At 54.0% G+C, this 24898-nt stretch carries 22 protein-coding genes and 1 other RNA gene; 12 read left to right on the top strand and 11 right to left on the bottom strand.

All coding sequences use genetic code 11. From position 1 onward, the window contains the following. The first annotated feature begins 24 nt into the window (after positions 1-24). Entirely contained in the window at positions 25-921 is an 897-nt protein-coding gene (gene srsR / locus OGY83_RS19930; protein WP_123267936.1) for a LysR family transcriptional regulator SrsR, read from the top strand. Here the strand turns inward: srsR and scpC are convergent. From scpC to OGY83_RS19960, 6 genes are all read right to left on the bottom strand, one after another. Next, on the bottom strand, positions 918-2384 hold the full coding sequence (gene scpC / locus OGY83_RS19935) for a succinyl-CoA:acetate CoA-transferase ScpC (RefSeq protein WP_191213951.1): 1467 nt from the start codon (positions 2382-2384) through the stop codon (positions 918-920). The genes srsR and scpC overlap by 4 nt on opposite strands. Positions 2385-2408: 24 nt before the next feature. Beyond that, the gene (gene scpB, locus OGY83_RS19940) at positions 2409-3194 is read right to left on the bottom strand and encodes a methylmalonyl-CoA decarboxylase (protein ID WP_003825473.1); all 786 of its coding nucleotides are present in this window, start codon (positions 3192-3194) and stop codon (positions 2409-2411) included. Between the two features lie 10 nt (positions 3195-3204). Next, complete coding sequence (meaB, locus tag OGY83_RS19945; protein ID WP_286636739.1) at positions 3205-4200, bottom strand: methylmalonyl Co-A mutase-associated GTPase MeaB; 996 nt, start codon at positions 4198-4200, stop codon at positions 3205-3207. Beyond that, the gene (gene scpA / locus OGY83_RS19950; protein WP_286636741.1) at positions 4193-6337 is read right to left on the bottom strand and encodes a methylmalonyl-CoA mutase; all 2145 of its coding nucleotides are present in this window, start codon (positions 6335-6337) and stop codon (positions 4193-4195) included. The genes meaB and scpA overlap by 8 nt, the downstream gene beginning before the upstream one ends. A gap of 231 nt (positions 6338-6568) precedes the next feature. Further along, positions 6569-7462, bottom strand: a complete 894-nt coding sequence (argP, locus tag OGY83_RS19955) for a DNA-binding transcriptional regulator ArgP (protein ID WP_079938647.1) — start codon at positions 7460-7462, stop codon at positions 6569-6571. Between the two features lie 60 nt (positions 7463-7522). Beyond that, complete coding sequence (locus OGY83_RS19960) at positions 7523-8149, bottom strand: FMN-dependent NADH-azoreductase (RefSeq protein WP_079938646.1); 627 nt, start codon at positions 8147-8149, stop codon at positions 7523-7525. A 100-nt stretch (positions 8150-8249) separates the two neighbouring features. Between OGY83_RS19960 and OGY83_RS19965 the strand changes: the two genes are divergently transcribed. From OGY83_RS19965 to serA, 3 genes are all read left to right on the top strand, one after another. Then, on the top strand, positions 8250-9146 hold the full coding sequence (locus tag OGY83_RS19965) for a LysR substrate-binding domain-containing protein (RefSeq protein ID WP_286636744.1): 897 nt from the start codon (positions 8250-8252) through the stop codon (positions 9144-9146). A 53-nt stretch (positions 9147-9199) separates the two neighbouring features. Beyond that, a complete protein-coding gene (gene rpiA / locus OGY83_RS19970) occupies positions 9200-9859 on the top strand; it encodes a ribose-5-phosphate isomerase RpiA (RefSeq protein WP_003825479.1) in 660 nt (219 codons plus the stop codon). 271 nt (positions 9860-10130) lie between these two features. Beyond that, positions 10131-11363: a phosphoglycerate dehydrogenase gene (serA, locus tag OGY83_RS19975; RefSeq protein WP_079938643.1), complete on the top strand. Its 1233-nt coding sequence runs from the start codon at positions 10131-10133 to the stop codon at positions 11361-11363. 115 nt (positions 11364-11478) lie between these two features. Here the strand turns inward: serA and OGY83_RS19980 are convergent, their stop codons facing one another. The 4 genes from OGY83_RS19980 to zapA all read right to left on the bottom strand — a co-directional run bounded on the left by OGY83_RS19980 (position 11479) and on the right by zapA (position 12809). Continuing rightward, on the bottom strand, positions 11479-11613 hold the full coding sequence (locus OGY83_RS19980; protein WP_286636746.1) for a hypothetical protein: 135 nt from the start codon (positions 11611-11613) through the stop codon (positions 11479-11481). 13 nt (positions 11614-11626) lie between these two features. After that, entirely contained in the window at positions 11627-12235 is a 609-nt protein-coding gene (locus OGY83_RS19985; protein WP_286636747.1) for a 5-formyltetrahydrofolate cyclo-ligase, read from the bottom strand. A 19-nt stretch (positions 12236-12254) separates the two neighbouring features. After that, positions 12255-12438, bottom strand: a non-coding RNA gene (gene ssrS, locus OGY83_RS19990) — 6S RNA. Between the two features lie 41 nt (positions 12439-12479). Beyond that, positions 12480-12809: a cell division protein ZapA gene (gene zapA / locus OGY83_RS19995; protein ID WP_003026980.1), complete on the bottom strand. Its 330-nt coding sequence runs from the start codon at positions 12807-12809 to the stop codon at positions 12480-12482. Between the two features lie 167 nt (positions 12810-12976). Here zapA and OGY83_RS20000 point away from each other — a divergent pair, with 167 nt between their 5' ends. The 8 genes from OGY83_RS20000 (at position 12977) to OGY83_RS20035 (ending at position 23301) form a co-directional block, all read left to right on the top strand. Continuing rightward, positions 12977-13555 carry a YecA/YgfB family protein gene (locus OGY83_RS20000; RefSeq protein WP_003026978.1) on the top strand — a complete coding sequence of 193 codons (579 nt, stop codon included), beginning with the start codon at positions 12977-12979 and terminating at the stop codon, positions 13553-13555. 24 nt (positions 13556-13579) lie between these two features. Continuing rightward, a complete protein-coding gene (pepP, locus tag OGY83_RS20005; protein WP_048215582.1) occupies positions 13580-14905 on the top strand; it encodes a Xaa-Pro aminopeptidase in 1326 nt (441 codons plus the stop codon). After that, positions 14902-16080 carry a 2-octaprenyl-6-methoxyphenyl hydroxylase gene (ubiH, locus tag OGY83_RS20010; RefSeq protein ID WP_194211356.1) on the top strand — a complete coding sequence of 393 codons (1179 nt, stop codon included), beginning with the start codon at positions 14902-14904 and terminating at the stop codon, positions 16078-16080. Before pepP ends, ubiH begins: the two co-directional genes overlap by 4 nt. 115 nt (positions 16081-16195) lie before the next feature. Further along, positions 16196-17398, top strand: a complete 1203-nt coding sequence (gene ubiI / locus OGY83_RS20015) for an FAD-dependent 2-octaprenylphenol hydroxylase (RefSeq protein ID WP_286636750.1) — start codon at positions 16196-16198, stop codon at positions 17396-17398. Positions 17399-17851: 453 nt separating this feature from the next. Continuing rightward, the gene (gcvT, locus tag OGY83_RS20020) at positions 17852-18946 is read left to right on the top strand and encodes a glycine cleavage system aminomethyltransferase GcvT (RefSeq protein WP_003825494.1); all 1095 of its coding nucleotides are present in this window, start codon (positions 17852-17854) and stop codon (positions 18944-18946) included. Positions 18947-18971: 25 nt separating this feature from the next. After that, complete coding sequence (gene gcvH, locus OGY83_RS20025) at positions 18972-19361, top strand: glycine cleavage system protein GcvH (RefSeq protein ID WP_191228202.1); 390 nt, start codon at positions 18972-18974, stop codon at positions 19359-19361. Between the two features lie 245 nt (positions 19362-19606). Then, on the top strand, positions 19607-22480 hold the full coding sequence (gene gcvP, locus OGY83_RS20030; RefSeq protein ID WP_286636753.1) for an aminomethyl-transferring glycine dehydrogenase: 2874 nt from the start codon (positions 19607-19609) through the stop codon (positions 22478-22480). A gap of 77 nt (positions 22481-22557) precedes the next feature. Then, positions 22558-23301, top strand: a complete 744-nt coding sequence (locus OGY83_RS20035; RefSeq protein WP_079938635.1) for an SDR family oxidoreductase — start codon at positions 22558-22560, stop codon at positions 23299-23301. 93 nt (positions 23302-23394) lie between these two features. Here the strand turns inward: OGY83_RS20035 and bglA are convergent, their stop codons facing one another. Continuing rightward, positions 23395-24828 (bottom strand): 6-phospho-beta-glucosidase BglA, encoded by a 1434-nt coding sequence (gene bglA / locus OGY83_RS20040; RefSeq protein ID WP_286636755.1) that lies wholly within the window; start codon positions 24826-24828, stop codon positions 23395-23397. Between the last annotated feature and the right edge of the window lie 70 nt (positions 24829-24898).

Below are 24898 nucleotides of genomic sequence, written 5' to 3' on the forward strand. Positions count from 1 at the left end.
CATAGCGATTTTTAAGGGGACGCTATGGATATTTTTATCTCGAAAAAGATGCGTAATTTCATTCTGCTGGCGCAAACCAATAACATCGCCAGAGCGGCAGAAAAAATACATATGACCGCATCGCCTTTCGGTAAAAGCATTGCCGCACTGGAAGATCAAATCGGCTATACGCTGTTTACCCGCAAAGATAACAACATCAGCCTGAATAAAGCCGGACAAGAGCTGTATCAGAAGCTGTTTCCCGTTTATCAGCGCCTCTCTGCCATTGATAACGAAATCCATAACGCCTCTCGCCGCTCGCGGGAAATCGTTATCGGTATCGACAATACCTACCCAACGATTATTTTTGACCAGTTGATTAGCCTTGGTGACAAGTATGACGGTGTGACAGCTCAGGCCGTTGAATTCAGCGAGAATGGGGTGATTGATAACCTGTTCGATCGCAAACTGGATTTTATTATCTCGCCGCAACACGTTTCTCCCCGCGTACAGGAACTGGAGAATCTGGCGATTAGCGAGCTGCCTCCTCTGCGTTTGGGTTTTCTCGTTTCCCGGCGCTACGAAGAAAAACAGCCACAGGATCTGCTGCGCGAGCTGCCCTGGCTGCAAATGCGCTTCCAGAATCGCGCCAACTTTGAAGCGATGCTGGATGCATACATGCGGCCCTGCGGGATCAACCCGACGATTATCTACCGTCCGTACAGCTTTATGGCCAAAATTAGCGCCGTGGAGCGCGGACAGTTTTTGACGGTGATCCCTCATTTCGCCTGGCGGCTGGTGAACCCGTCGACGCTAAAGTATTTCGATGCACCCGGAAGTCCCATGTATATGCAGGAGTTTCTCTATTCGCTGAAAAATCATCGCTATACCGCCACCATGCTCCAGCATATTGCTGAAGATCGTGACGGTAGTGCAAATTAACCGAGCATCGATCCTGTTTCGAGAAGGTTGCGATGCAGATCGAACGCATGGCTGAGATCGTGATGGATATGTCCGCCGGGCGCTTTCTCCAGATAGCGGTGCAGGTAATCCCGGTAAAGAGGGTGTGCACAGTTATCGATAATCGTGTGCGCCCGCTGCATTGGAGATAACCCACGCAGATCGGCAATCCCTTGTTCGGTCACGATCACTTTAACGCTATGTTCGCTGTGGTCGACATGGCTGCACATCGGCACGATGGTGGAGATTTTCCCGCCTTTGGCAATCGACGGTGCCATAAAGATAGACAGGTAGGCGTTGCGCTCGAAATCCCCGCTGCCGCCAATGCCGTTCATCAGGTTCACACCCGCAACATGTGTGGAATTGGCATGGCCGTAGATATCAAACTCCAGACCGACGTTGAGCGCAATAACCCCCAGCCGTCGAATGATTTCCGGGTTATTGGAGATCTCCTGCGGACGCAGCACTATCCGGCTGGCGAAGAAGTCCATGTTGTCGTAAATCTTTTGTAGCGACGGGGCTGATATGGTCAGGCTGGAGGCGCTGGCTCCGGTTATCTTGCCCGTTTCAAGCAGATGCACCACCGATTCTTGCAACACCTCCGAATACATCATAAAAGGCGGAATATCCGGGTTTTCCCCCAGCCGCGCCATCACCGCGTTGTTGATATTGCCCACGCCGCTTTGTAAGGGCAGAAATTCCGCTGGAATGCGTTTGTGCGCCATTTCTGCCAGCAGGAAAGTGACTACGTTATCGGCAATTTGCTGGCTGACCGGATTGGTTTTATCCACCGCATTTCCGGCATCGGGCAGCTCGGTATCCACCACCGCAACCACTTTCTTCGGGTCTATCTGTACGCACTGGCTGCCCACGCGATCCATGGTATGAAATATGGGCACACTGTTACGCCGCGGTGGCGCACCGGGTATTACGATGTCGGCAAACTCCGCCACGCGCGGATTATGGTAATGATTTAGCTCGATAATCACCTTTTTCGCCCGCAGCAGCCAGGTGGGTGCATTGCCAATACCGCTGGAAAGCCAAATCCGGCCATCTGGCGCGATGGCGGAGGCTTCAATGACGGCAACATCGATCTCACCAAAAAAGCCGTAATTAACCATTTGCGCCACTTCGCTCAAATGGAGATCGACAAACCTCACCTGGCCCTGATTAATTTTCTCGCGCAGGCCCGATGATGTTTGATAAGGCGCACGCCAGGAAACGGCATCCGCCGCGGATAGTACATCATCAGCGGCGGCGCCAATTGATGCTCCGGTCAGCAGGCGGATCTGAAAAGGCTGTCCGTTCTGATGCTGCTCGCAGGCGCGTTGGGCAATTGCGGTGGGTAACGCTTTTGGCGAACCCGCGGGGGTAAAGCCGCTAAACGCCACCATATCATCGTGCTGGATAATTTCTGCCGCCTGTTCGGCGCTCATCCGTTTCATGGCCGTCTCCTTCCTCGGACGTGATTAATGGCCAACAAAGTTTGGTTTACGTTTTTCCATAAACGCGTTCATCCCTTCCTGATAATCCTCGCTGTCGTACACCGCGCGGCGCATGCCCTGAATACGCTCGAATTCGTCTGAGTTCATGGTGTGTGCTTCACCCAGCACGCGCAGTTCTTCTTTGATGACGGCGATGGCCAGCGGCGCTTTTTCCGAGATGTGGTGTGCCATTTGCAGAGTGAAATCTTCCAGTTCCTCGACTGGCACGACATGGTTAAGGATCCCGACCGCCATGGCGCGTTGAGCGGTAATGGGCGAAGCGGTAAAAATCAGCTCTTTAACGATGTGAAAACCAGCGTCGCGGGTCAGGTTGTGGATGCCCACCAGGTTATACGGTACGCCGAGGTTGACCGGGGTCATTGAGAAGGTGGACGTTTCAGCGGCGATGATGAGATCGGAACTCATGATCATTTCAAACGCGCCGCCCCAGACGCTGCCTTCGACCATGGAGATCACCGGTTTCGGATATTTTTGGATCATACGGGTTATCTGACGCAGCGGATCGTCATAGGAGAGCGGATCGCGACGTCCGGTGGGGAGTTCATGAATATCATGCCCGGCAGAAAATACTTTGGCCCCGCTCGGGGCGCGCAGAATGATGCAGCGAATGTCCGCACGATTGAGATCGCTCAGCGCCTGCATCAGATCGTCAATAAACACTTTACTCAGGGCATTGAGCTTGCGGGCGTAATTGAACTCAATAACCGCGACTTTCTGGATGATGACCACGTTGACGTATTGATAAGACATAATGTTCTCTTTATTGAAAGTAATGATGCTGGATAAATTCGCTGATGTGTCGCAGGCCGGTGCGCGGCGAAAGATCATTGTTTTTGACGGCCTGTAGCGTCTGCTGGAAATAGCGGTCGAAATCAGTGCGGGCAAACAACAGATGCAGGGCTTCTTCTTCAGCCTGCTGGTGTAACCAGTCCACCGCCTGTTGCTGGCGAACTTTTTCCAGTCGACCGCTGGTGGTCAGGCACGTTTTAAAGTCGGTTATCGCCTGCCAGACCTCCCCAATGCCGCGTTTTTCCAGGGCGCTACAGGTTAATACCCGCGGCTGCCACTCGTCATATTTGCGGCGCAGAATATGCAGGGCGGATTCGTACATATGGCGGGCGATGGCCACGCTGGTATGGTTATCACCGTCGTCCTTATTGATGACGACCAGATCCGCCATTTCCATCAGGCCTTTTTTGATGCCCTGTAAATCGTCGCCACCGCCAGCGATTTGCAGTGAGATAAAGCAATCTACCATGCCTGCGACTTCGGTTTCTGACTGCCCAACGCCGACGGTTTCTACAATCACCACGTCAAAGCCCGCCGCTTCGCACAGTAGTATTAATTCGCGGGCGCGCTGGCTGGCACCGCCTAAATGGCCACTGGAAGGGACCGGGCGAATAAACGCAGATTCGGCGCGGGCCAGCTCCGTCATGCGGGTTTTATCGCCAAGAATGCTGCCGCCGCTGACCGGGCTGCTGGGATCGACGGCGATCACCGCTACCCGTAATCCGTGGCGGATAAGCAGCATGCCGAATGCTTCCAGGAAAGTGCTTTTGCCCGCGCCCGGCGTACCGGTGATCCCTAAGCGCAGGGCGTTACCGGTGAACGGCATAATCGCGTCCAGCAATTGCGTACTCAGCGGCTGGTGGCGCGGGTGGTTGCTTTCGACCAGCGTCATTGCCTGGGCGAGCGTAGCCCGTTCACCGAGTCGCAAGCGGCGGACAGTATCCTCAAGCGTGGCGGCGTTAATCATGATGCTGACTGATACGGGTTAACACATCGCGGACGCTGTCGAGCATTGGTGTGCCGGGGCCATAAATGGCTGCCACGCCATGTTCGTGCAGGAAAGCGTAATCCTGCGGCGGAATAACACCTCCTGCTACCACGCAGATATCTTCACGCCCCCATTTTTTGAGTGCGGTAACCAGTTCCGGGATCAGCGTTTTATGGCCGGCGGCCAGCGATGAGGCACCAACTACATGCACATCGTTTTCTACTGCCAGGCGGGCGATCTCTTCCGGTGTGGAGAACATCGGGCTGAGATCGACATCAAAACCGAGATCGGAGTAGGCGCTGGCGATCACCTTCGCGCCGCGATCGTGGCCGTCCTGACCCATCTTGGCGATCAGAATACGCGGGCGGCGGCCATTTTCCGCGAGGAACTGTTCGGTTTGCGCAACGATGGCATCGAACTCATCGGCGGATTTGTCTGACTGATGATAGCTTTGCGCAATCACTCCGGTGACACACTGGCTGGGAACCAGATAGCGATCAAAAGCGACTTCCAGCGCGTCGGAGATTTCACCGAGCGTGGCGCGAACGCGGGCGGCGTTGATGGCGGCGGCCAGCAGGTTTTCATTATGCTGTGCGGCGTGGGTCAGTGCAGTGAGTGCGGCCTTGACGGCATCGTTGTCGCGGGTGGTGCGGATATGTTTCAGCGAGGCAATCTGCTCGTTGCGCACCTTCACGTTGTCGATCTCCAGTACCGACGTTTCATCTTCTTTATCCAGCTTGTACTTGTTGACGCCGACGATGACGCGTTTGCCCTGGTCGATCAGCGACTGCTCGCGCGCGGAAGCTTCTTCGATCATCCGTTTAGGGAGCCCGGCTTCGATCGCTTTCGCCATGCCGCCTGCCTCATCAATCTGTTTGATGATCGTGCGTGCCTGCTTCACGATTTGATCGGTGAGTGACTCGACGTAATACGATCCGGCCAGCGGATCAACGGTACGGCAGATCTCTGATTCTTCCTGAATGATGATTTGCGTATTACGCGCAATACGGGCGGAGAAATCGGTGGGCAGACCGAGCGCTTCATCAAAGGCATTGGTATGCAGCGACTGGGTGCCGCCAAGCGTAGCGCCGAGTGCTTCAATAGTGGTTCGTACCACGTTGTTATATGGATCCTGCTCGGTCAGGCTCCAGCCCGACGTCTGGCAGTGGGTACGCAGAGCGAGAGATTTTGGGTTGGTCGCGCCAAAACCGCTGACCGCTTCGCTCCACAGATACCGTGCTGCGCGCAGCATGGCGACGTTCATAAACAGATCCATGCCGATGCCGAAGAAGAACGACAGGCGCGGGGCGAAGTCATCAATTTTCAGTCCGGCGGAGAGTGCGGCTTTGATGTATTCAATGCCGTCTGCCAGCGTAAACGCTACCTGCTGCACGCAGTTCGCTCCGGCTTCACCCATGTGATAGCCGCTGATACTGATGGTGTTAAAGCGTGGCATGTTGCCGGAGCACCAGGCGATGATGTCGGCGATAATGCGCATGGACGGTTTTGGTGGATAAATGTAGGTGTTGCGGCACAGGTACTCTTTCAGAATATCGTTCTGAATGGTCCCGGTGAGTTGTTCCGGCGCTACGCCTTGTTCTTCTGCCGCGACGATATAAAACGCCAGCACTGGCAGCACCGCGCCGTTCATGGTCATCGATACCGACATCTTATCCAGCGGGATCTGGTCGAACAGTACCTTCATATCTTCGACGGTATCGATCGCCACGCCCGCTTTGCCGACGTCACCTGATACGCGCGGGTTGTCAGAGTCATAGCCACGATGAGTGGCAAGGTCAAAGGCGACGGAAAGCCCTTTTTGCCCGGCGGCGAGGTTACGGCGGTAGAAGGCGTTGGACTCTTTGGCGGTAGAGAAACCGGCGTACTGACGAATGGTCCACGGCTGCGCGGTATACATGGTGGCGCGCGGGCCACGCACGTAAGGCGGCAGGCCGGGCAGGGTGCCCGTGACTTCCAGATTATCAAGGTCCGCTTCGGTATACAGCGGCTTGATGGCAATCCCTTCCGCCGTCTGTCTTTCCAGCGATTCGACGGTTTTTTCCCGTCGACTCAGTTCTTTATTGGCGAGTGTTTGCCACTCCTGCACGTTTGCCATTTTTTGCTCCGTATTACGCAATAAGTTGAATCTTTGCGAATACGGTGTGCTTTTTCATTTGGCTTGTCGCCAGCAAAAAATAGCCAACAAGGCGTCGTTTTTTGCCGCGTGGTGTGCTTTATTTTGTGATGTATTTCAAAGACGTGGCGGGAATAGCATGAAAAGAGGGTAAAGGCTTATAGGCCGGATAAGACGTTACGCCCCCATCCGGCACTTAAGGTTATGAACGGTTTAATCCTGACGCAGTACGTTATGACCGTACGCAAGCAGCGCATCGGTAACGTTACGCATCATGCGGCTTTCCGGCGCAAAACGGTGCCAGTACAGCATCCGGCGCTGGAACAGGCCCGGCGTTAAGTCGATAAGCTCACCGCTTGCCAGTTCTTTCTCAATCTGCAAGTGGGGGATCATGCAGCAGGTCGTTCCCTGACGCGCCAGTTGAACAAAGGCTTCAGACGAGTTAACGATATGGCACGGCACGCTGCCCGGAGGCAGGTCGAAGTTTTGTTGCAGGAACGCCTGGTGCATATCATCAAGATGGTCAAACGCTACCGCTGGGGCTTTCAGCAGGGCAGCGCGGGTGACGCCGTTAGGGAAATAACGCTCGGCGAAAGGTTTAGAACCAACAAACAGGTAGTCCAGCGCCCCGAGTTTATCCACCAGGCAGCTTGGCAGCGCCTGATGCTGAATACTCACCGCACCAACCACTTCACCACGACGCAGACGTTCCTGCGTGCGGGTTTCATCCTCAACCTGCAGGTTCAGCCGAATCGGCGAATTTGCCAGTACCGGGGCCAGCGCCGGAAGTAACCAGGTCGCCAGACTGTCGGCGTTCACCGCCAGCGAGAGCAGCAGCGGCGTTGAGCCGGTTTGTTCATCACCCAGCCACTCGTCTTCCAGCAGTTCAACCTGACGCAAAAGCGCCAGTAGTTTCTGCCCCTGTTCGGTTGGGCGAGGCGGTACGGTACGCACCAGCAGCGGTTGTCCGAACATATTCTCAAGCTGTTTTATGCGCTGTGAAACTGCGGATTGTGTGATGCACAGCTTTTGCGCTGCACGCTCAAATCCTCGTTCACGAATAACCGCATCCAGTGCTTGTAGTGTTCTGTAGTCCGGACGTTTCATTGCTTTGACGCACTCCTGAAATTTTTGTTAGTCCTGCACTATGACACAATTTTTGATTGGTTACAGACCCTTTAACGCATGCTTCAGCATATCGGGTATCAATGCCAGCGCATTTTTTTCCGCGAGTGTTCGGCCCGGGGTTGTTTTATCTACCCCTTCTGCGGGCAAAATATGGATATTGGTGATACCCAGCAAATTCAGCACCGATTGTAGATAGCTTTCCTGATGATCTAACGCCAGATGCTCAATATCTGAATAAATGCCGCCGCGTGTGGACACAATGAACGTCGGTTTGTCGGTCAGTAATCCAACAGCGCCTGTAGACGTGAAACGAAATGTCAGGCCAGCCTGGCAAACCTGATCTATCCAGCTTTTTAGGCCAGAGGAAACTGAGTGGTTGATCATCGGCGCGCCAATCACCAGGACATCACAGTCGTTCAACTCCTTAATCGAGTTTTTGATATCTGTCACTTCACGCTGCGTTTGCGCATTCGGTGATATTAATTTCCCCGTAAGTGCTAAAAAAGTCTCTTCACGTAAATGGGGAGGCGGCATGCATCCTAGATCGCGGCTAATCACATTGGCTTTGGGGAAGCGTTGGCAGATAGCTGTTGTCAGCGCCTGGCTCAGTTTTCGTGAACTTGAGCTGTGGATCATCGGGCTACTATCGATATGAAGAATATTCATTTTGTTCATCTCATTAAAAGCGTGAGATCAGTTTAACTGTTGTTTTAATGGTGATTAAATAGTTGATATTGAACTTCATTGTTGTGATAAAAGAACAATTATGATCGACTGGAATGACTATTGGTATTTTGCATTGATTGCGCAAGAGGGCAGCTATAGTCGGGCAGCTGTGCGTGCGGGGGTGTCTAAGTCGGTGCTCAGCAGACGAATATCAGCATTAGAGGAGCGACTGGGCGTACGTCTTATCCAGCGAACAACCCGACGTTTGGCGCTGACGACTGTTGGGGAGCAATTTGCGCAGGAATGTCAGACGCTGGTCATTCAAAGTGAGCGGGCGCGGGCGGTGGTACAGGCGGTACAGGAATATCCGCAGGGGACATTGCGGATTAGCGCTCCGGTATTTATGGCGGAAACCTGGCTGGGTGAGTTTATTAGTGAATTTATTGCGCGTTGGCCGCAGACAAATTTGCAGCTTATTGCCGTTAATCGATCGGTAGATATGATTGCTGAAGGTATTGATATTGCATTGTCAGCCAGTTCTGAATCGCTACCTGATTCTTCGTTGCACTATAAAAAACTTGATACACAGTTCGATATTCTGGTCGCCAGCCCTCAATGGATTGCCCAATTTCCTAATTTAAAAAGCATCAGCGATCTGGAAGGGGTTCCGGCAATGGTGAGGCATGGTGGAGATCGGGCGCATCAGTGGCATTTAACTAATGACCGCCAGGAGATAATGCTGACGGTTTCTCCGCGTCTGCATTCAAATAATTTACGCGTTCTGTTGCAGGCGGCGATAGGAGGAAATGGCGTAGCATTGTTACCACTTTCTGCCTGTAAGGAGGAATTGAAGGCGGGGGCATTGGTGCAGCTTTTTCCTGAATGGCGTAGCCTGCCAAAGCAGATTTATGTGCTATTTCCTGGAAGCAGAGGAATGCCCGCCATTGCGCGCTATTTCATCGATGAGTTAACAACACGGCTTGCTGACAGGGGTTAATTACCATTTTTTGTATATAATACGCCTGAATTCACACCACAGGCGAAACGATCATGACGCAGGATGAACTGAAAAAAGCAGTAGGATGGGCGGCACTTCAGTATGTACAGCCCGGCACCATTGTGGGCGTAGGTACAGGTTCAACAGCCGCACACTTTATTGATGCGCTGGGCACAATGAAAGGCCAGATTGAAGGTGCGGTATCCAGTTCGGACGCCTCGACCGAAAAACTCAAAAGTCTTGGCATCCACGTGTTCGATCTTAACGAAGTTGATAGTCTCGGCGTATACGTTGACGGCGCGGATGAAATTAACGGCCACATGCAGATGATCAAGGGCGGCGGCGCAGCGTTGACCCGTGAAAAAATCATTGCTTCCGTGGCGAAGAAATTTATCTGCATTGCCGACGCATCCAAAGAAGTGGATATTCTCGGTAACTTCCCGCTGCCGGTTGAAGTGATCCCAATGGCGCGCAGCGCTGTGGCTCGCCAGTTGGTGAAGCTGGGCGGTCGTCCTGAATACCGTCAGGGCGTAGTGACGGACAATGGCAACGTGATCCTTGATGTACACGGTCTGGAGATTCTCGACGCCATCGCGATGGAAAACGCCATCAATGCGATTCCGGGCGTGGTAACCGTCGGTCTGTTTGCTAACCGTGGTGCGGATGTCGCGCTGATCGGTACGCCAGACGGCGTGAAAACTATCGTAAAATGATCTGACGGGAGTGTCTTCTCCCGTTAAAAAAATTTTGGCAGGGCAAATTTGGTGACTTGTGTCACGTTTATAATATTGTCCTGCCGATCTCTCCAAAGAAAAAGTTATCGCCAGTATTTTCCTCTGACATTTCTCTCTGAATGACATTTCTTCAGCATGGCGACGCAAACGTTCATATTGCCGCAATATTTTTTTTTGATATGTTGAAGAGACGGATGAAAATCCCACACACAACACATCAGTTTGAACAAAAAAAGACAGGGTCGGGGAAATGGCAAAGGTATCACTGGAGAAAGATAAGATTAAATTTCTGCTGGTTGAAGGCGTGCATCAAAAAGCGCTCGAAAGCCTTCGTGCAGCAGGTTATACCAACATCGAGTTTCACAAAGGCGCTCTGGACACTGAACAACTGAAAGAGTCCATCCGTGATGCCCACTTCATTGGCCTGCGATCCCGTACCCATCTGACTGAAGATGTGATTGACGCCGCAGAGAAACTGGTCGCAATTGGCTGCTTCTGTATCGGCACCAACCAGGTTGATCTCAGCGCTGCGGCAAAGCGCGGGATCCCCGTGTTTAACGCGCCATTCTCTAACACGCGTTCCGTTGCAGAACTGGTGATTGGCGAACTGCTGCTACTGCTACGCGGTGTACCCGAAGCGAACGCCAAAGCACACCGCGGCGTGTGGAATAAACTGGCTACCGGCTCGTTTGAAGCGCGTGGCAAAAAACTGGGGATCATCGGCTACGGCCACATTGGTACTCAACTGGGCATTCTGGCGGAATCGCTGGGGATGCATGTTTATTTCTATGATATTGAAAATAAACTCCCGCTCGGCAACGCCACGCAGGTGCAGCATCTTTCCGACCTGCTCAATATGAGCGACGTGGTGAGTCTGCACGTACCGGAAAATGCCTCCACTAAAAACCTGATGGGTGCGCGTGAGATTTCACTGATGAAACCGGGCGCGCTGCTAATTAACGCCGCACGCGGTACGGTTGTTGATATTCCTGCGCTGTGCGACGCGTTAGCGAGCAAGCACCTGGCAGGGGCGGCAATCGACGTATTCCCAACCGAGCCGGCAAGCAACAGCGATCCTTTCACTTCGCCGCTGTGTGATTTCGACAACGTGATCCTGACGCCGCACATTGGTGGTTCAACGCTGGAAGCACAGGAAAACATCGGTCTGGAAGTGGCTGGGAAACTGACCAAGTATTCCGACAACGGCTCTACGCTGTCTGCAGTTAACTTCCCGGAAGTTTCGCTGCCGCTGCACGGCGGTCGTCGTCTGATGCACATTCACGAAAACCGTCCGGGCGTACTGACTGCGCTGAACCAGATTTTTGCCGAGCAGGGCGTCAACATTGCCGCGCAGTATCTGCAGACTTCCGCACAGGTAGGTTATGTGGTTATCGATATTGAAGCGGATGAAGATGTGGCAGAGAAAGCGCTGCTGGCGATGAAAGCTCTTCCGGGAACCATTCGCGCTCGTCTGCTGTACTGATTTCCTCTACATGGGCAGGCGGTTGACCTGCCCATTATTTCCTCTGATTTCCCGGCCTCAAAATCTCTTCCTGTAACGCATACATCCTGTTTTCGAGCCTTGCCGCAATTGGTAACTAAAGGCGGTGCTGCGTGTTGTACAGCAATAAAAGGAATTTACGCCAGGAGCGCAGCATAGCGCTGGAACGGGAAAGCCCCTGGCGAAGCAGGGGCTCTAAAAAGGAAAGGACGATGATGAGATACGTCATCATGCCGCTGATCCTGTTAATTATCGCTTGGCCACTCCCAAATTTTGGACGGCGTCACCACCGCAGGCAGCGGGATATCCCATTCTTCGACAGGCAGCTTTTCCACTCGCTGACAATCGTGCGCGTAGCCTACGGGCTGGATCTTATGCTGCTGCCAGTTTTGTAGCGTTCGATCGTAAAATCCACCGCCCATACCCAGGCGCTGTCCGTCTTCATCAAACGCCACTAACGGCGTAATCAGTACATCCAGCTGTGAGAGCGGCAATACGTCACGTACATCAAGCCGTGGTTCCTGAATCTTTAAGCGATTGGTTACCAGGTCGCTGTGCGGATGATAGTGCAGGAACAGCAGGTTGCCAGGGCTGAAGGGATGAAGAACCGGAAGATAGACGCGCTTGCCCGCTCGCCACAGCTGATCTATTAGCGGCTGGGTATCGAGTTCGCCATCGAACGAGAGGAATACCGCCACCGTATGAGCGAGTACAACAGGGGGAAAGCTGAGCATTCGGGTCGCGGCTTGCTGACCGTATTGTCGTTGCTGTTCGGAGGTAAGCGCACGACGACGCTGCCGAATCAGTTGACGGATTTCTTGTCGGGATAAAGGGAGTTCAGAAAGTAATGTCATGGCTGTTGCCAGGTAGAAGGGAATCTCCGAGATGCCGCCGCAGGCTGTAACCCTTGAACCCTTGGTTCAAGGTGAATGCGTCGTCACAGTTTTAAGGCTTCTCGGACGGGCCGAGCATGCTCACCAACCGTGGAGCGCCACATTCTTGTGGTATGAAATATCGGCTCAGGGGACTGGCCCGCTTGCAAACATCTCAGAGAAATTTTGTCTTCACGGTCACTCTACCACAGTAAACCGAAAAGTGTTATTCAAAGTTTTGGCCCGTTTTTTCGGTTATGCGACCCTGATCAAGCAACGCCTGTTCGATGGTCTGTTGTAGCATCCGAATACGTTGTTCCATGCTCGCCGCGTACTCACGCGTCTTCGCTTTTTCCTGAGTTAATTCATAGCTGATGTTCAACGCGGCGATGAAAACCAACTGCTCAGTATTTGTGACTCTAGTGCGAACTTTCAGATCTTGCAATCGCTGATTGAGATCGTCCGCGGCCTGATTCAACGCATCCCTTTGTTCAGGCGGGCAATTCACTCGCAGTGAACGGCCAAATATTTGGATATCGACGGGTTGTGCAGACATGCCACCTTCCTGCTGATTGACTGCGCTGCCTTCGTCTCCAGACCGTGGGTCCGCGAAGGGGCGACACTATAGCTACCCTGGTATCAAGATACAAGCCCTTTTCTGGTCCACCAGGGTCCAAAGTGGTAGCATACCATGAATATTCCTCCCTTTGATGACGAATGCTTATGTCTATACAGAACGAAATGCCTGGTTACAACGAAGTTAGCCAGTTTTTGAACCAACAAGGGGCTGGATTAACCCCGGCCGAAATGCACGGCTTGATAAGCGGAATGATTTGCGGCGGAAACAACGACAGCTCATGGCAGCCGCTGCTGCACGACCTGACGAACGAAGGTCTGGCCTTTGGTCACGAGTTGGCTCAGGCGCTGCTGAAAATGCACTCTGCCACCAGTGATGCCCTCGAAGACGACGGCTTCCTTTTTCAGCTTTATCTGCCTGAAGGGGATGACGTCAGCGTGTTCGATCGCGCCGATGCGCTGGCGGGATGGGTAAACCACTTTTTACTGGGCCTTGGCGTCACGCAGCCGAAGCTCGACAAAGTGACCGGCGAAACCGGGGAAGCGATTGACGACCTGCGCAATATCGCTCAGTTGGGATATGACGAAGACGAAGATCAGGAAGAGCTGGAAATGTCGCTCGAAGAGATCATCGAATACGTGCGCGTAGCTGCCTTGCTGTGCCATGACACGTTTACGCGTCAGCAGCCGACCGCGCCGGAAGTCCGTAAACCGACTCTGCACTAAGAACGAAACGCAAAGGAGAGTGTGATGAGCGAGATATCTCAGCAAGAATTCCAGCGTCGTCGCCAGGCTTTACTGGCACAAATGCAGCCCGGCAGCGCCGCGCTGATTTTTGCCGCACCGGAAGCGACGCGTAGCGCGGACAGTGAATACCCCTACCGCCAAAGCAGTGATTTCTGGTACTTCACCGGTTTTAACGAGCCTGAAGCCGTGCTGGTGCTGATCAAAAGTGATGACACTCATAACCACAGCGTTTTGTTCAATCGGGTTCGCGATCTGACGGCGGAAATCTGGTTTGGCCGCCGTCTGGGCCAGGATGCTGCCCCGGCAAAACTTGGCGTTGATCGGGCGCTGGCCTTCAGTGAAATCAACCAACAGCTGTATTTGCTGCTCAATGGTCTGGACGCGGTATACCACGCTCAGGGCGAGTATGCCTGGGCCGACGAGATTGTGTGCACGGCGCTGGATAAACTGCGCAAAGGCTCCAGACAAAATCTGCACGCACCTGCCGCGATTATCGACTGGCGTCCAATGGTGCATGAGATGCGCCTGTTCAAATCACCGGAAGAAATTGCGGTCATGCGTCGTGCCGGAGAAATCACCGCGCTGGCGCATACCCGTGCGATGGAAAAATGCCGTCCGGGAATGTTTGAATACCAGTTAGAAGGGGAGATTCACCATGAATTTACCCGTCATGGCGCGCGTTATCCGTCCTATAACACGATTGTCGGCAGCGGTGAAAACGGCTGTATCCTGCATTACACCGAAAATGAAAGTGAAATGCGCGATGGCGATCTGGTGCTGATCGACGCTGGCTGTGAATATAAAGGCTATGCGGGCGACATTACGCGTACCTTCCCGGTGAACGGTAAATTTACCCCAGCACAGCGTGAAATCTACGATATCGTGCTGGAATCCTTAGAGACCAGCCTGCGTCTGTATCGTCCCGGAACGTCCATTCAGGAAGTCACTGGCGAAGTGGTGCGTATCATGATTACGGGCCTGGTGAAACTCGGTATTCTGCACGGTGATGTCGATCAGTTGATTACTGAAAATGCGCATCGCCCATTCTTTATGCATGGTCTAAGCCACTGGCTTGGGCTGGATGTGCACGACGTCGGCGTTTATGGTCAGGACCGCTCACGTATTCTTGAGCCGGGTATGGTACTCACCGTCGAGCCGGGACTGTATATCGCGCCGGACGCCGATGTACCGCCGGCTTATCGTGGTATCGGCATTCGTATTGAGGATGACATCCTCATCACCGAGGACGGCAATGAAAACCTGACCGCCAGCGTAGTGAAGAAAGCCGATGACATTGAAGCCTTAATGGCTGCGGCGCGACTGCAATGAGCGTAATTATCGTCGGTGGTGGTATGGTTGGCGCGACGCTGGCGCTGGCCATTTCTCAGCTCAGCCATGGGACTCTGCCGGTTCATCTGATAGAAGCGAGCGAACCTGAAACTGACCGCCATCCCGGGTTTGACGCCCGGGCGATCGCGCTGGCGGCAGGTACCTGCCAACAGCTGGCGCGAATTGGCGTATGGCAGGCGATTGCCGATTGCGCAACGGCCATTAAAACGGTTCACGTCAGCGATCGCGGCCATGCCGGATTTGTGACGCTGGATGCGCAGGAATACCGTATTCCGGCTCTGGGCCAGGTGGTAGAACTGCACGACGTCGGGCTGCGTCTGTTTGCGCTGCTGCGCAAAGCGCCGGGCGTCACGTTGCACTGCCCCGACCGCGTAGCCAGCGTGTCGCGTACGCAGGAGCGCGTTGAAGTAACGCTGGAAAATGGTGAGATGATTTCCGGTCGCCTGCTGGTGGCTGCTGACGGCACGCGTTCCGCACTGGCGACTGCCTGCGGTGTTGACTGGCTGCAACAGCCTTATGAGCAACTGGCGGTAATTGCCAACGTTACGACCTCTGTACCGCACGACGGGCGAGCGTTTGAACGCTTCACGCAATATGGCCCGCTGGCAATGCTGCCGATGTCTGACGGTCGCTGCTCGCTGGTGTGGTGCCATCCACTGGAGCAGCGTGATGAGATCATGGCCTGGTCCGACGAACAGTTTTGCCGTGAACTGCAAACCGCGTTTGGCTGGCGACTGGGACGTATTACCCAGGCTGGTAAACGCAGCGCTTATCCGCTTTCGTTAACTACGGCGCTGAAAGCGATTACCCATCGTACCGTGCTGGTAGGGAACGCCGCCCAGACGCTGCATCCCATTGCCGGGCAAGGTTTCAACCTTGGCCTGCGCGACGTGATGAGCCTGGCTGAGACGTTGACGCAGGCGCAAAACGGCGCGGAGGATGTCGGTGATTACGCTGTGCTGGCACGCTATCAGCAGCGTCGCGAGCGCGATCGTGATACGACGATTGGTGTGACCAACAATCTAGTGTATTTGTTTGCTAATCGCTGGGCCCCGCTGGTTGTTGGGCGCAACGTCGGGCTGATGGCGATGGAATTATTCACCCCTGCGCGCGATGCGCTGGCGGAGCGGACCCTGGGTTGGGTTGCACGATAAATATGACCTGTAGGCCGGATAAGGCAACGCCGACATCCGGCAAGGGTCCCCGCAAAAATGTCTGATGGCGCTGCGCTTATCAGGCCTACGGATTACAGGTTTCGAGGTATAAACAGTGCAAAGTGTTGATGTAGCAATTGTTGGTGGCGGCATGGTGGGACTGGCGGTTGCCTGCGGCCTGCAGGGAAGTGGGTTGCGCGTTGCTGTATTAGAACAACATGTTCCGCAGTCGTTGGCGGCGGATGCACCTCCTCAGCTTCGCGTATCGGCCATTAACGCCGCCAGCGAAAAACTACTTACCCGTCTTGGCGTCTGGTCCGACATTGTTGCCCGTCGCGCTTGCTGCTACCACGGCATGGAAGTCTGGGACAAAGACAGCTTTGGACGTATTGCGTTTGATGACCAGAGCATGGGCTACAGCCATTTGGGCCACATCGTTGAAAACTCAGAAATCCATTATGCACTGTGGCAAAAGGCACAGCGTTCACCTGATATTACGCTGATGGCACCCGCTGAATTACAGCAGGTGGCCTGGGGCGAGAACGAAGCATTTCTGAGCCTGAAAGATGGCGCAATGCTGACGGCGCGTCTGGTCGTCGGTGCCGATGGCGCTAACTCCTGGCTGCGCAACAAAGCAGATATTCCTCTCACCTTCTGGGATTATCGTCATCATGCGCTGGTGGCGACTATCCGTACGCAGGAAGCACACGGTGCGGTCGCGCGTCAGGCGTTCCACGGCGAGGGTATTCTGGCATTCCTGCCGCTCAGCGATCCACACCTGTGTTCTATCGTCTGGTCGCTCTCGCCGCAGGAAGCAGAACGTATGCAGCAGGCAAGCGTTGACGAGTTTAATCAGGCGCTGAATATCGCTTTTGATAACCGTCTGGGGCTGTGCAGCCTTGAAAGCGAACGTCAGGCGTTTCCGCTGACGGGACGCTATGCCCGCCAGTTCGCGGCCCATCGTCTGGCGTTGGTTGGGGATGCGGCGCATACCATCCACCCGTTGGCGGGTCAGGGGGTTAACCTTGGCTTTATGGATGCGGCGGAGCTGATCGATGAACTTAAGCGGCTACAGCGTCAGGGTAAAGATATTGGTCAGTATCTCTATTTACGCCGCTACGAACGCAGCCGTAAGCACAGCGCTGCGCTGATGCTGGCGGGGATGCAGGGTTTCCGTGAACTATTTGCAGGCGAGAATCCGGCGAAAAAACTGCTACGCGATATTGGGCTGAAACTGGCCGATACCCTCCCGGGCGTAAAACCACAACTCATCCGCCAGGCGATGGGACTGAACGATCTTCCCGAGTGGTTACGTTAGTGTCCGCAAGGACAATCTTAAGAGTTTGAGACCCGTCACACTTTCCTCTCCCGGCCTGCGCGCCGGGGTGCTTCTCTCATTTGAAATAATCTAATTCTACGCCTTTTTTCGCATTAGTTTTTCTAATATTACGTTTTTTTCATAACGCCATTTTTGACATTTTTTCCACATTTAATGTGGGTTAGTGCTGTAATTTTGCGCTTATCTTTGTTTGTTATTCTGGTTAATTACTGTATGTATGGGGTTTTATTCTGTTGGCGAACTGGCTGTTTTTCGCCATAAGCTAATGTGATGGTTAATTTTGACTTATGGTTTAGCGTCTATTTCGGTGGTAAGTTCAGGACAAAGAGAACGTTTGCGTCGTAGCCCCCTGGAGCGGCTGCGGTGCTGGGTTTCGTGGCGAAAATTTCACCGCGAAAGAGTTGGTAGCCCCGCTTATTCAACGAGGAAAAGATGGCTCAACAGACTCCTTTGTACGAACAACACACGCTATGTGGCGCGCGCATGGTCGATTTCCATGGCTGGATGATGCCACTGCATTACGGTTCTCAGCTCGATGAACACCATGCTGTTCGCACCGATGCCGGTATGTTTGATGTGTCGCATATGACCATCGTCGACCTGCGCGGTAGCCGCACCCGGGAGTTCTTGCGTTATCTGTTGGCAAACGACGTCGCGAAGCTAACGAAGACGGGTAAAGCCCTCTACTCCGGGATGCTCAACGCTTCGGGCGGCGTGATAGATGACCTGATTGTCTACTACTTCACTGAAGATTTCTTCCGCCTCGTTGTAAACTCCGCCACTCGCGAAAAAGACCTCTCCTGGATTACCCAACACGCTGAACCTTACGCCATCGACATCACCGTTCGTGACGACCTGTCGCTGATTGCGGTGCAGGGTCCAAATGCGCAGGAAAAAGCAGCTACGTTGTTTACTGACGAGCAGCGTCATGCGGTTGAAGGCATGAAGCCGTTTTTCGGCGTTCAGGCGGGTGATTTGTTTATCGCCACCACCGGTTATACCGGCGAAGCAGGCTATGAAATTGCCATGCCGAATGAAAAGGCGGCAGATTTCTGGCGTGCGCTGGTACAGGCTGGTGTCAAACCTTGTGGTCTCGGCGCGCGCGACACCCTGCGTCTGGAAGCGGGTATGAACCTGTACGGCCAGGAGATGGACGAAGGTATTTCTCCGCTCGCGGCCAACATGGGCTGGACCATCGCGTGGGAACCGGCTGACCGCGACTTTATTGGTCGTGAAGCGCTGGAAATGCAGCGTGAGAAAGGCCACGAACAGCTGGTCGGACTGGTGATGACTGAGAAGGGCGTGCTGCGTAATGAACTGCCGGTACGTTTCACCGATGCTTCTGGCAACCAGCATGAAGGCATTATCACCAGTGGCACATTCTCCCCAACCCTGGGTTACAGCATCGCGTTGGCGCGTGTCCCTGCGGGTATCGGTGAGACCGCGATCGTACAGATCCGTAACCGTGAAATGCCGGTAAAAGTGACTAAACCTGTTTTTGTGCGTAACGGCAAAGCCGTCGCGTAATTCATCCTTTTTTGGAGATTGATTGATGAGCAACGTACCTGCAGAACTGAAATACAGCAAAGAACACGAATGGCTGCGCAAAGAAGCTGACGGCTCTTACACCGTGGGCATCACCGAACACGCTCAGGAGCTGTTAGGTGACATGGTTTTCGTTGACCTGCCAGAAGTTGGCGCCACCGTCAGCGCGGGCGATGATTGCGCCGTTGCGGAGTCCGTAAAAGCGGCATCCGATATCTATGCGCCAGTAGGCGGTGAGATTGTTGCGGTTAACGATGCGCTCAGCGACTCCCCGGAACTGGTCAACAGCGAACCGTATGCAGGCGGCTGGATTTTCAAAATCAAAGCCAGCGATGAAAGCGAAGTTGAATCGCTGTTGGATGCTACCGCATACGAAGCATTGTTAGAAGACGAATAAATACGCTTCATTCTTCACGTTGCAGGTGTGTTGGCTTCCTCGCCCACCCCAGTCACTTACTTATGTAAGCTCCTGGGGATGCGCTGCGTCGCCGCGTTACTCGGCCCTTGGCCTCGCCCCTACGGGGCCAGCGCAAGCGCTGTTCAAACTGGCGTAGCCAGTTTGTCCTGCAACGCGAATTATTTTGCGTATTCAGGTAAGTAGAGACACCTACGATTCACTGCACGTTTCAGGAACCATCGCCCATGACACAGACGTTAAGCCAGCTTGAAAACAGCGGCGCTTTCATTGAACGCCACATCGGACCGGACGCCGCGCAGCAGCAAGAGATGCTGAATGCGGTTGGCGCCGAGTCGTTAAACGCGCTGATCGGCCAGATTGTGCCGAAAGACATTCAGCTCGCAACCCCGCCACAGGTGGGCGAGGCGGCGACCGAATACGCTGCGCTGGCTGAATTAAAAGCCATCGCCGGGCGTAACAAGCGCTTCACGTCCTACATTGGCATGGGCTATACCGCCGTGCAGTTACCACCGGTTATTCTGCGTAACATGCTGGAAAACCCAGGTTGGTACACCGCATATACGCCGTATCAGCCGGAAGTCTCTCAGGGGCGTCTGGAAGCTCTGCTGAACTTCCAACAGGTCACACTGGACCTGACGGGGCTGGATATGGCTTCCGCTTCTCTGCTGGATGAAGCCACTGCGGCGGCTGAAGCCATGGCGATGGCCAAACGCATCAGCAAACTGAAAAATGCCAACCGTTTCTTTGTGGCGGCTGATGTTCATCCGCAAACGCTGGACGTGGTTCGCACCCGTGCAGAAACCTTTGGTTTTGACGTCATTGTTGATGATGCGGCGAAAGCGCTGGATCACCAGGATGTGTTTGGCGTGCTGTTGCAGCAGGTTGGCACCACCGGTGAAGTGCACGACTACAGCAAACTAATTGCTGAGCTGAAATCCCGTAAAGTTGTGGTTAGCGTTGCGGCCGACTTTATGGCGCTGGTACTGCTGACTGCTCCGGGCAAACAGGGCGCGGATATCGTTTTCGGCTCTGCGCAACGCTTCGGTGTACCGATGGGTTATGGTGGCCCACACGCGGCATTCTTCGCCGCTAAAGACGAATTCAAACGCTCCATGCCAGGCCGTATTATCGGCGTATCGAAAGATGCGGCGGGCAATACCGCACTGCGCATGGCGATGCAGACTCGCGAGCAGCATATCCGCCGTGAGAAAGCGAACTCCAATATTTGTACCTCGCAGGTTCTGCTGGCCAACATCGCCAGTTTGTATGCCGTTTATCATGGTCCGGTTGGCCTGAAACGTATCGCTAATCGCATCCATCGCCTGACTGATATTCTGGCGGCCGGTCTGCAGCAGAAAGGACTGAAGCTGCGTCATGCGCACTACTTCGACACTCTGTGTGTTGAAGTGGCCGACAAAGCGGCTGTTCTGGCGCGTGCTGAAGCGGCAGAAATCAACCTGCGTAGCGATATCCATAACGCGGTAGGTATTACGCTCGATGAAACCACCACCCGTGAAAACGTGGCGCAGTTGTTCAATGTTCTGCTGGGCGACAGTCACGGTCTGGATATCGATACGCTGGATAAAGACGTGGCGCTCGACAGCCGTTCCATTCAGGACAGCATGCTGCGTGACGATGCGATCCTCAGCCATCCGGTGTTTAATCGCTATCACAGCGAAACCGAGATGATGCGCTACATGCACTCGCTGGAGCGCAAAGATCTGGCGCTGAACCAGGCGATGATCCCGCTGGGTTCTTGCACCATGAAGCTGAACGCCGCCGCCGAGATGATCCCTATCACCTGGCCGGAATTCGCTGAACTTCACCCGTTCTGCCCGCCAGAGCAGGCAGAAGGTTATCACCAGATGATCGGCCAGCTTTCCGAGTGGCTGGTAAAATTGACCGGTTATGACGCTGTCTGCATGCAGCCGAACTCCGGCGCACAGGGCGAGTATGCGGGTCTGCTGGCGATTCGTCACTATCACGAAAGCCGTAACGAAGGCCATCGCGATATCTGTCTGATCCCGGCTTCTGCCCACGGTACCAACCCGGCATCCGCACAGATGGCGGGGATGCAGGTTGTGGTTGTCGCTTGTGATAAGAACGGCAACATCGACCTGGACGATCTGCGAGCAAAAGCAGAACAACATGCTGCGAACCTCTCCTGCATCATGGTGACCTATCCGTCTACTCACGGCGTGTATGAAGAAACGATTCGTGAAGTGTGCGACGTTGTACACCAGTTTGGCGGCCAGGTTTACCTTGATGGCGCGAACATGAACGCTCAGGTTGGGATCACCACGCCGGGCTTTATCGGCGCAGATGTCTCGCACCTCAACCTGCATAAAACATTCTGCATTCCGCACGGCGGCGGCGGCCCGGGTATGGGACCGATTGGCGTCAAATCACATCTGGCGCCGTTCGTACCGGGTCACAGCGTAGTGCAGATTGAAGGAATGCTCACCCGTCAGGGCGCAGTTTCTGCGGCGCCGTTCGGTAGCGCATCTATTCTGCCAATCAGCTGGATGTACATCCGTATGATGGGTGCAGAAGGTCTGAAGCAGGCAAGCCAGGTGGCGATCCTTAACGCTAACTACATTGCCAGCCGTCTGAAAGATGCTTATCCGGTACTGTATACCGGTCGCGATGGTCGCGTGGCCCATGAATGTATTCTCGACATTCGCCCATTGAAAGAAGAGACCGGCATCAGCGAACTGGATATTGCCAAGCGCCTGATCGATTACGGTTTCCATGCGCCGACCATGTCATTCCCGGTCGCGGGTACCCTGATGGTTGAACCGACTGAATCTGAAAGCAAAGTGGAACTGGATCGCTTTATCAACGCGATGCTGGCAATCCGTGCTGAGATCGATCGCGTGAAAGCCGGTGAATGGTCACTGGAAGATAACCCGCTGGTTAACTCACCGCACACGCAAAACGAGCTGGTCGCGGAGTGGAATCACGGTTATAGCCGCGAAATCGCCGTCTTCCCGGCAGGTGTAGCGAACAAATACTGGCCAACCGTGAAACGCCTTGATGACGTTTACGGTGACCGTAACCTGTTCTGCTCCTGCGTGCCGATGAGCGAATATCAGTAACTTTTCCGCGCAGTAAAGCTTTTGTAGGCCGGGTAAGGCGAAGTCGCCTCCCGGCTTTTTCATATCTGGAGGTATCCATGGGAATTGCACTGGTTACTGGCGGCAGTCGCGGCATCGGGCGGGCAACCGCGCTGCAGTTAGCACAAGAGGGTTACACGGTCGCGGTTAACTTTCATCACAATATCCGTGCGGCAACGGAGGTGGTGAATACCATTGCCGCTGCCGGGGGAAAGGCGTTTGCTCTACGGGCTGATATCAGTGATGAAAGCCAGGTTATGGCGATGTTTGAATCCATTGACCGCGAAGGTGAACCACTGTCTGCGTTAGTGAATAATGCCGGGATTTTGTTTGAACAAAGCACGGTAGAAAGCCTAACTGCCGATCGAATTAACCGTGTGCTGGCGACCAATGTTACCGGCTATTTTCTGTGTTGTCGGGAAGCGGTCAAGCGCATGTCGTTTAAGCACGGAGGGCAAGGCGGGGCGATTGTGAATGTCTCTTCGGCGGCATCGCGGCTTGGTGCGCCATTCGAATATGTTGATTACGCGGCCTCAAAAGGCGCTGTAGACACGCTCACCACCGGCCTTGCGTTGGAGGTTGCGGCGCAAGGGATCCGCGTAAACTGCGTGCGACCTGGTCTTATCTACACTGAAATGCACGCATCCGGCGGCGAGCCGGGAAGGGTCGATCGCGTGAAATCGATGTTGCCTATGCAGCGCGGCGGACAACCGGAGGAGGTTGCGCAGGCGATTACCTGGCTGCTGAGCGAGAAGGCGTCCTACGTAACGGGCAGTTTTCTGGAACTGGCTGGCGGGAAGTAGGATTTAATCGCCGGATGGCGCTACGCTTATCCGGCCTACGGGAATTTAATCTGTAGGCTGGATAAGGCGTTTAAGCCGCCATCCGGCAAAAAATCAAAGTTTCTCGCCGTTGCTGGCGATTGCCTCTTTGTACCAGTTAAAACTTTTCTTGCGTGAACGCGACATATCGCCGGTGCCGTCGTCGTGTTTGTTCACGTAGATAAAACCGTAGCGTTTGCTGTACTGACCGGTGGTGAACGAGACGCAGTCGATGCAGCCCCATGGCGTGTAGCCCATCAGATCTACGCCATCATAGGTTACCGCTTTCATCATCTCTTCAACGTGGGCGCGAAGATAGTCGATGCGATAGTCGTCATTGATGCTGCCGTCTTCTTCCACTTTGTCGTAGGCACCAAATCCGTTTTCAACGATAAACAGCGGTTTCTGATAGCGCTCGTACAGTTCGCATAAGGCGTAACGCAGGCCGACCGGATCAATCTGCCATCCCCAGTCGGAGGCTTTTACGTGCGGGTTCGGTACGCTGCCCTCAAAACCGGAAATGGCATCGCCGCTGCCGCCTTCCGCTTTTACCGCGTTGGTCATGTAGTAACTGAATCCGAGATAGTCGCAGGTGCCTTCACGCAGGATTTGCTCATCGCCGGCTTCCATTCGGATGTTGAATTCGCGGCGTTCCCACTCGTTCAGTACATAGCTTGGGTAGTAGCCGCGCAGTTGAACGTCGGTGAAAACGTAGCGCTCACGCATCGATTCCTGCGCGAACATTACATCTTCAGGCTTACAGGAGAACGGGTACAGTGGCACCATCGCCAGCATGCAGCCGACTTTCATTTCCGGGTTGATGCGGCGTGCGGCTTTCACTGCCAGAGCACTGGCCACGAACTGGTGATGCAGCACCTGGTACATGGTTTCTTCCGGGTTTTCATGCTCGGTATACACCACGCCGGAGCAGCAATAACCAAACAGCGGTGCGCGCCAGTTGCGCTGGTTGTTGATCTCATTAAAGGTCATCCAGTATTTGACCTTGTGCTTGTAGCGCTCAAAAACGACTTCAGCAAATCGGACAAAGAAATCGACGACTTTACGATTGGTCCAGCTACCGTACTGTTGAACCAGGTGCAGCGGCATTTCAAAGTGGGAAAGGGTGATGACCGGTTCGATGTTGTACTTCAGCAGTTCATCGAACATGTCGTCGTAGAACTTTAGCCCTTCTTCATTCGGCTGGGTTTCGTCCCCTTTGGGGAAGATACGGGTCCAGGCGATTGAGGTACGGAAGCATTTGAAGCCCATCTCGGCAAACAGCTTGATGTCTTCTTTGTAATGACCATAAAAATCGACAGCCTGGTGGTTGGGGTAGTACTTACCGGGCTCAACTTCCTGAGTGATCTCTCGCGGAACGCCGTGTGCCCCTCCGGTCAGTACGTCGCAAATGCTGGGGCCTTTGCCACCTTTGTTCCAGCCGCCTTCAACCTGGTGCGCCGCAACCGCGCCGCCCCATAAAAAATCTTTTGGTAAGGTAAGTTTTTTCATCTGCGCTCAGTCTCAAATTAATACAATCTGATTTTGAGTCTAACAAAGGAAAGATAAATGTCACGATATA

Source organism: Citrobacter sp. Cpo090, from assembly GCF_030332665.1.
GTDB lineage: Bacteria > Pseudomonadota > Gammaproteobacteria > Enterobacterales > Enterobacteriaceae > Citrobacter > Citrobacter portucalensis.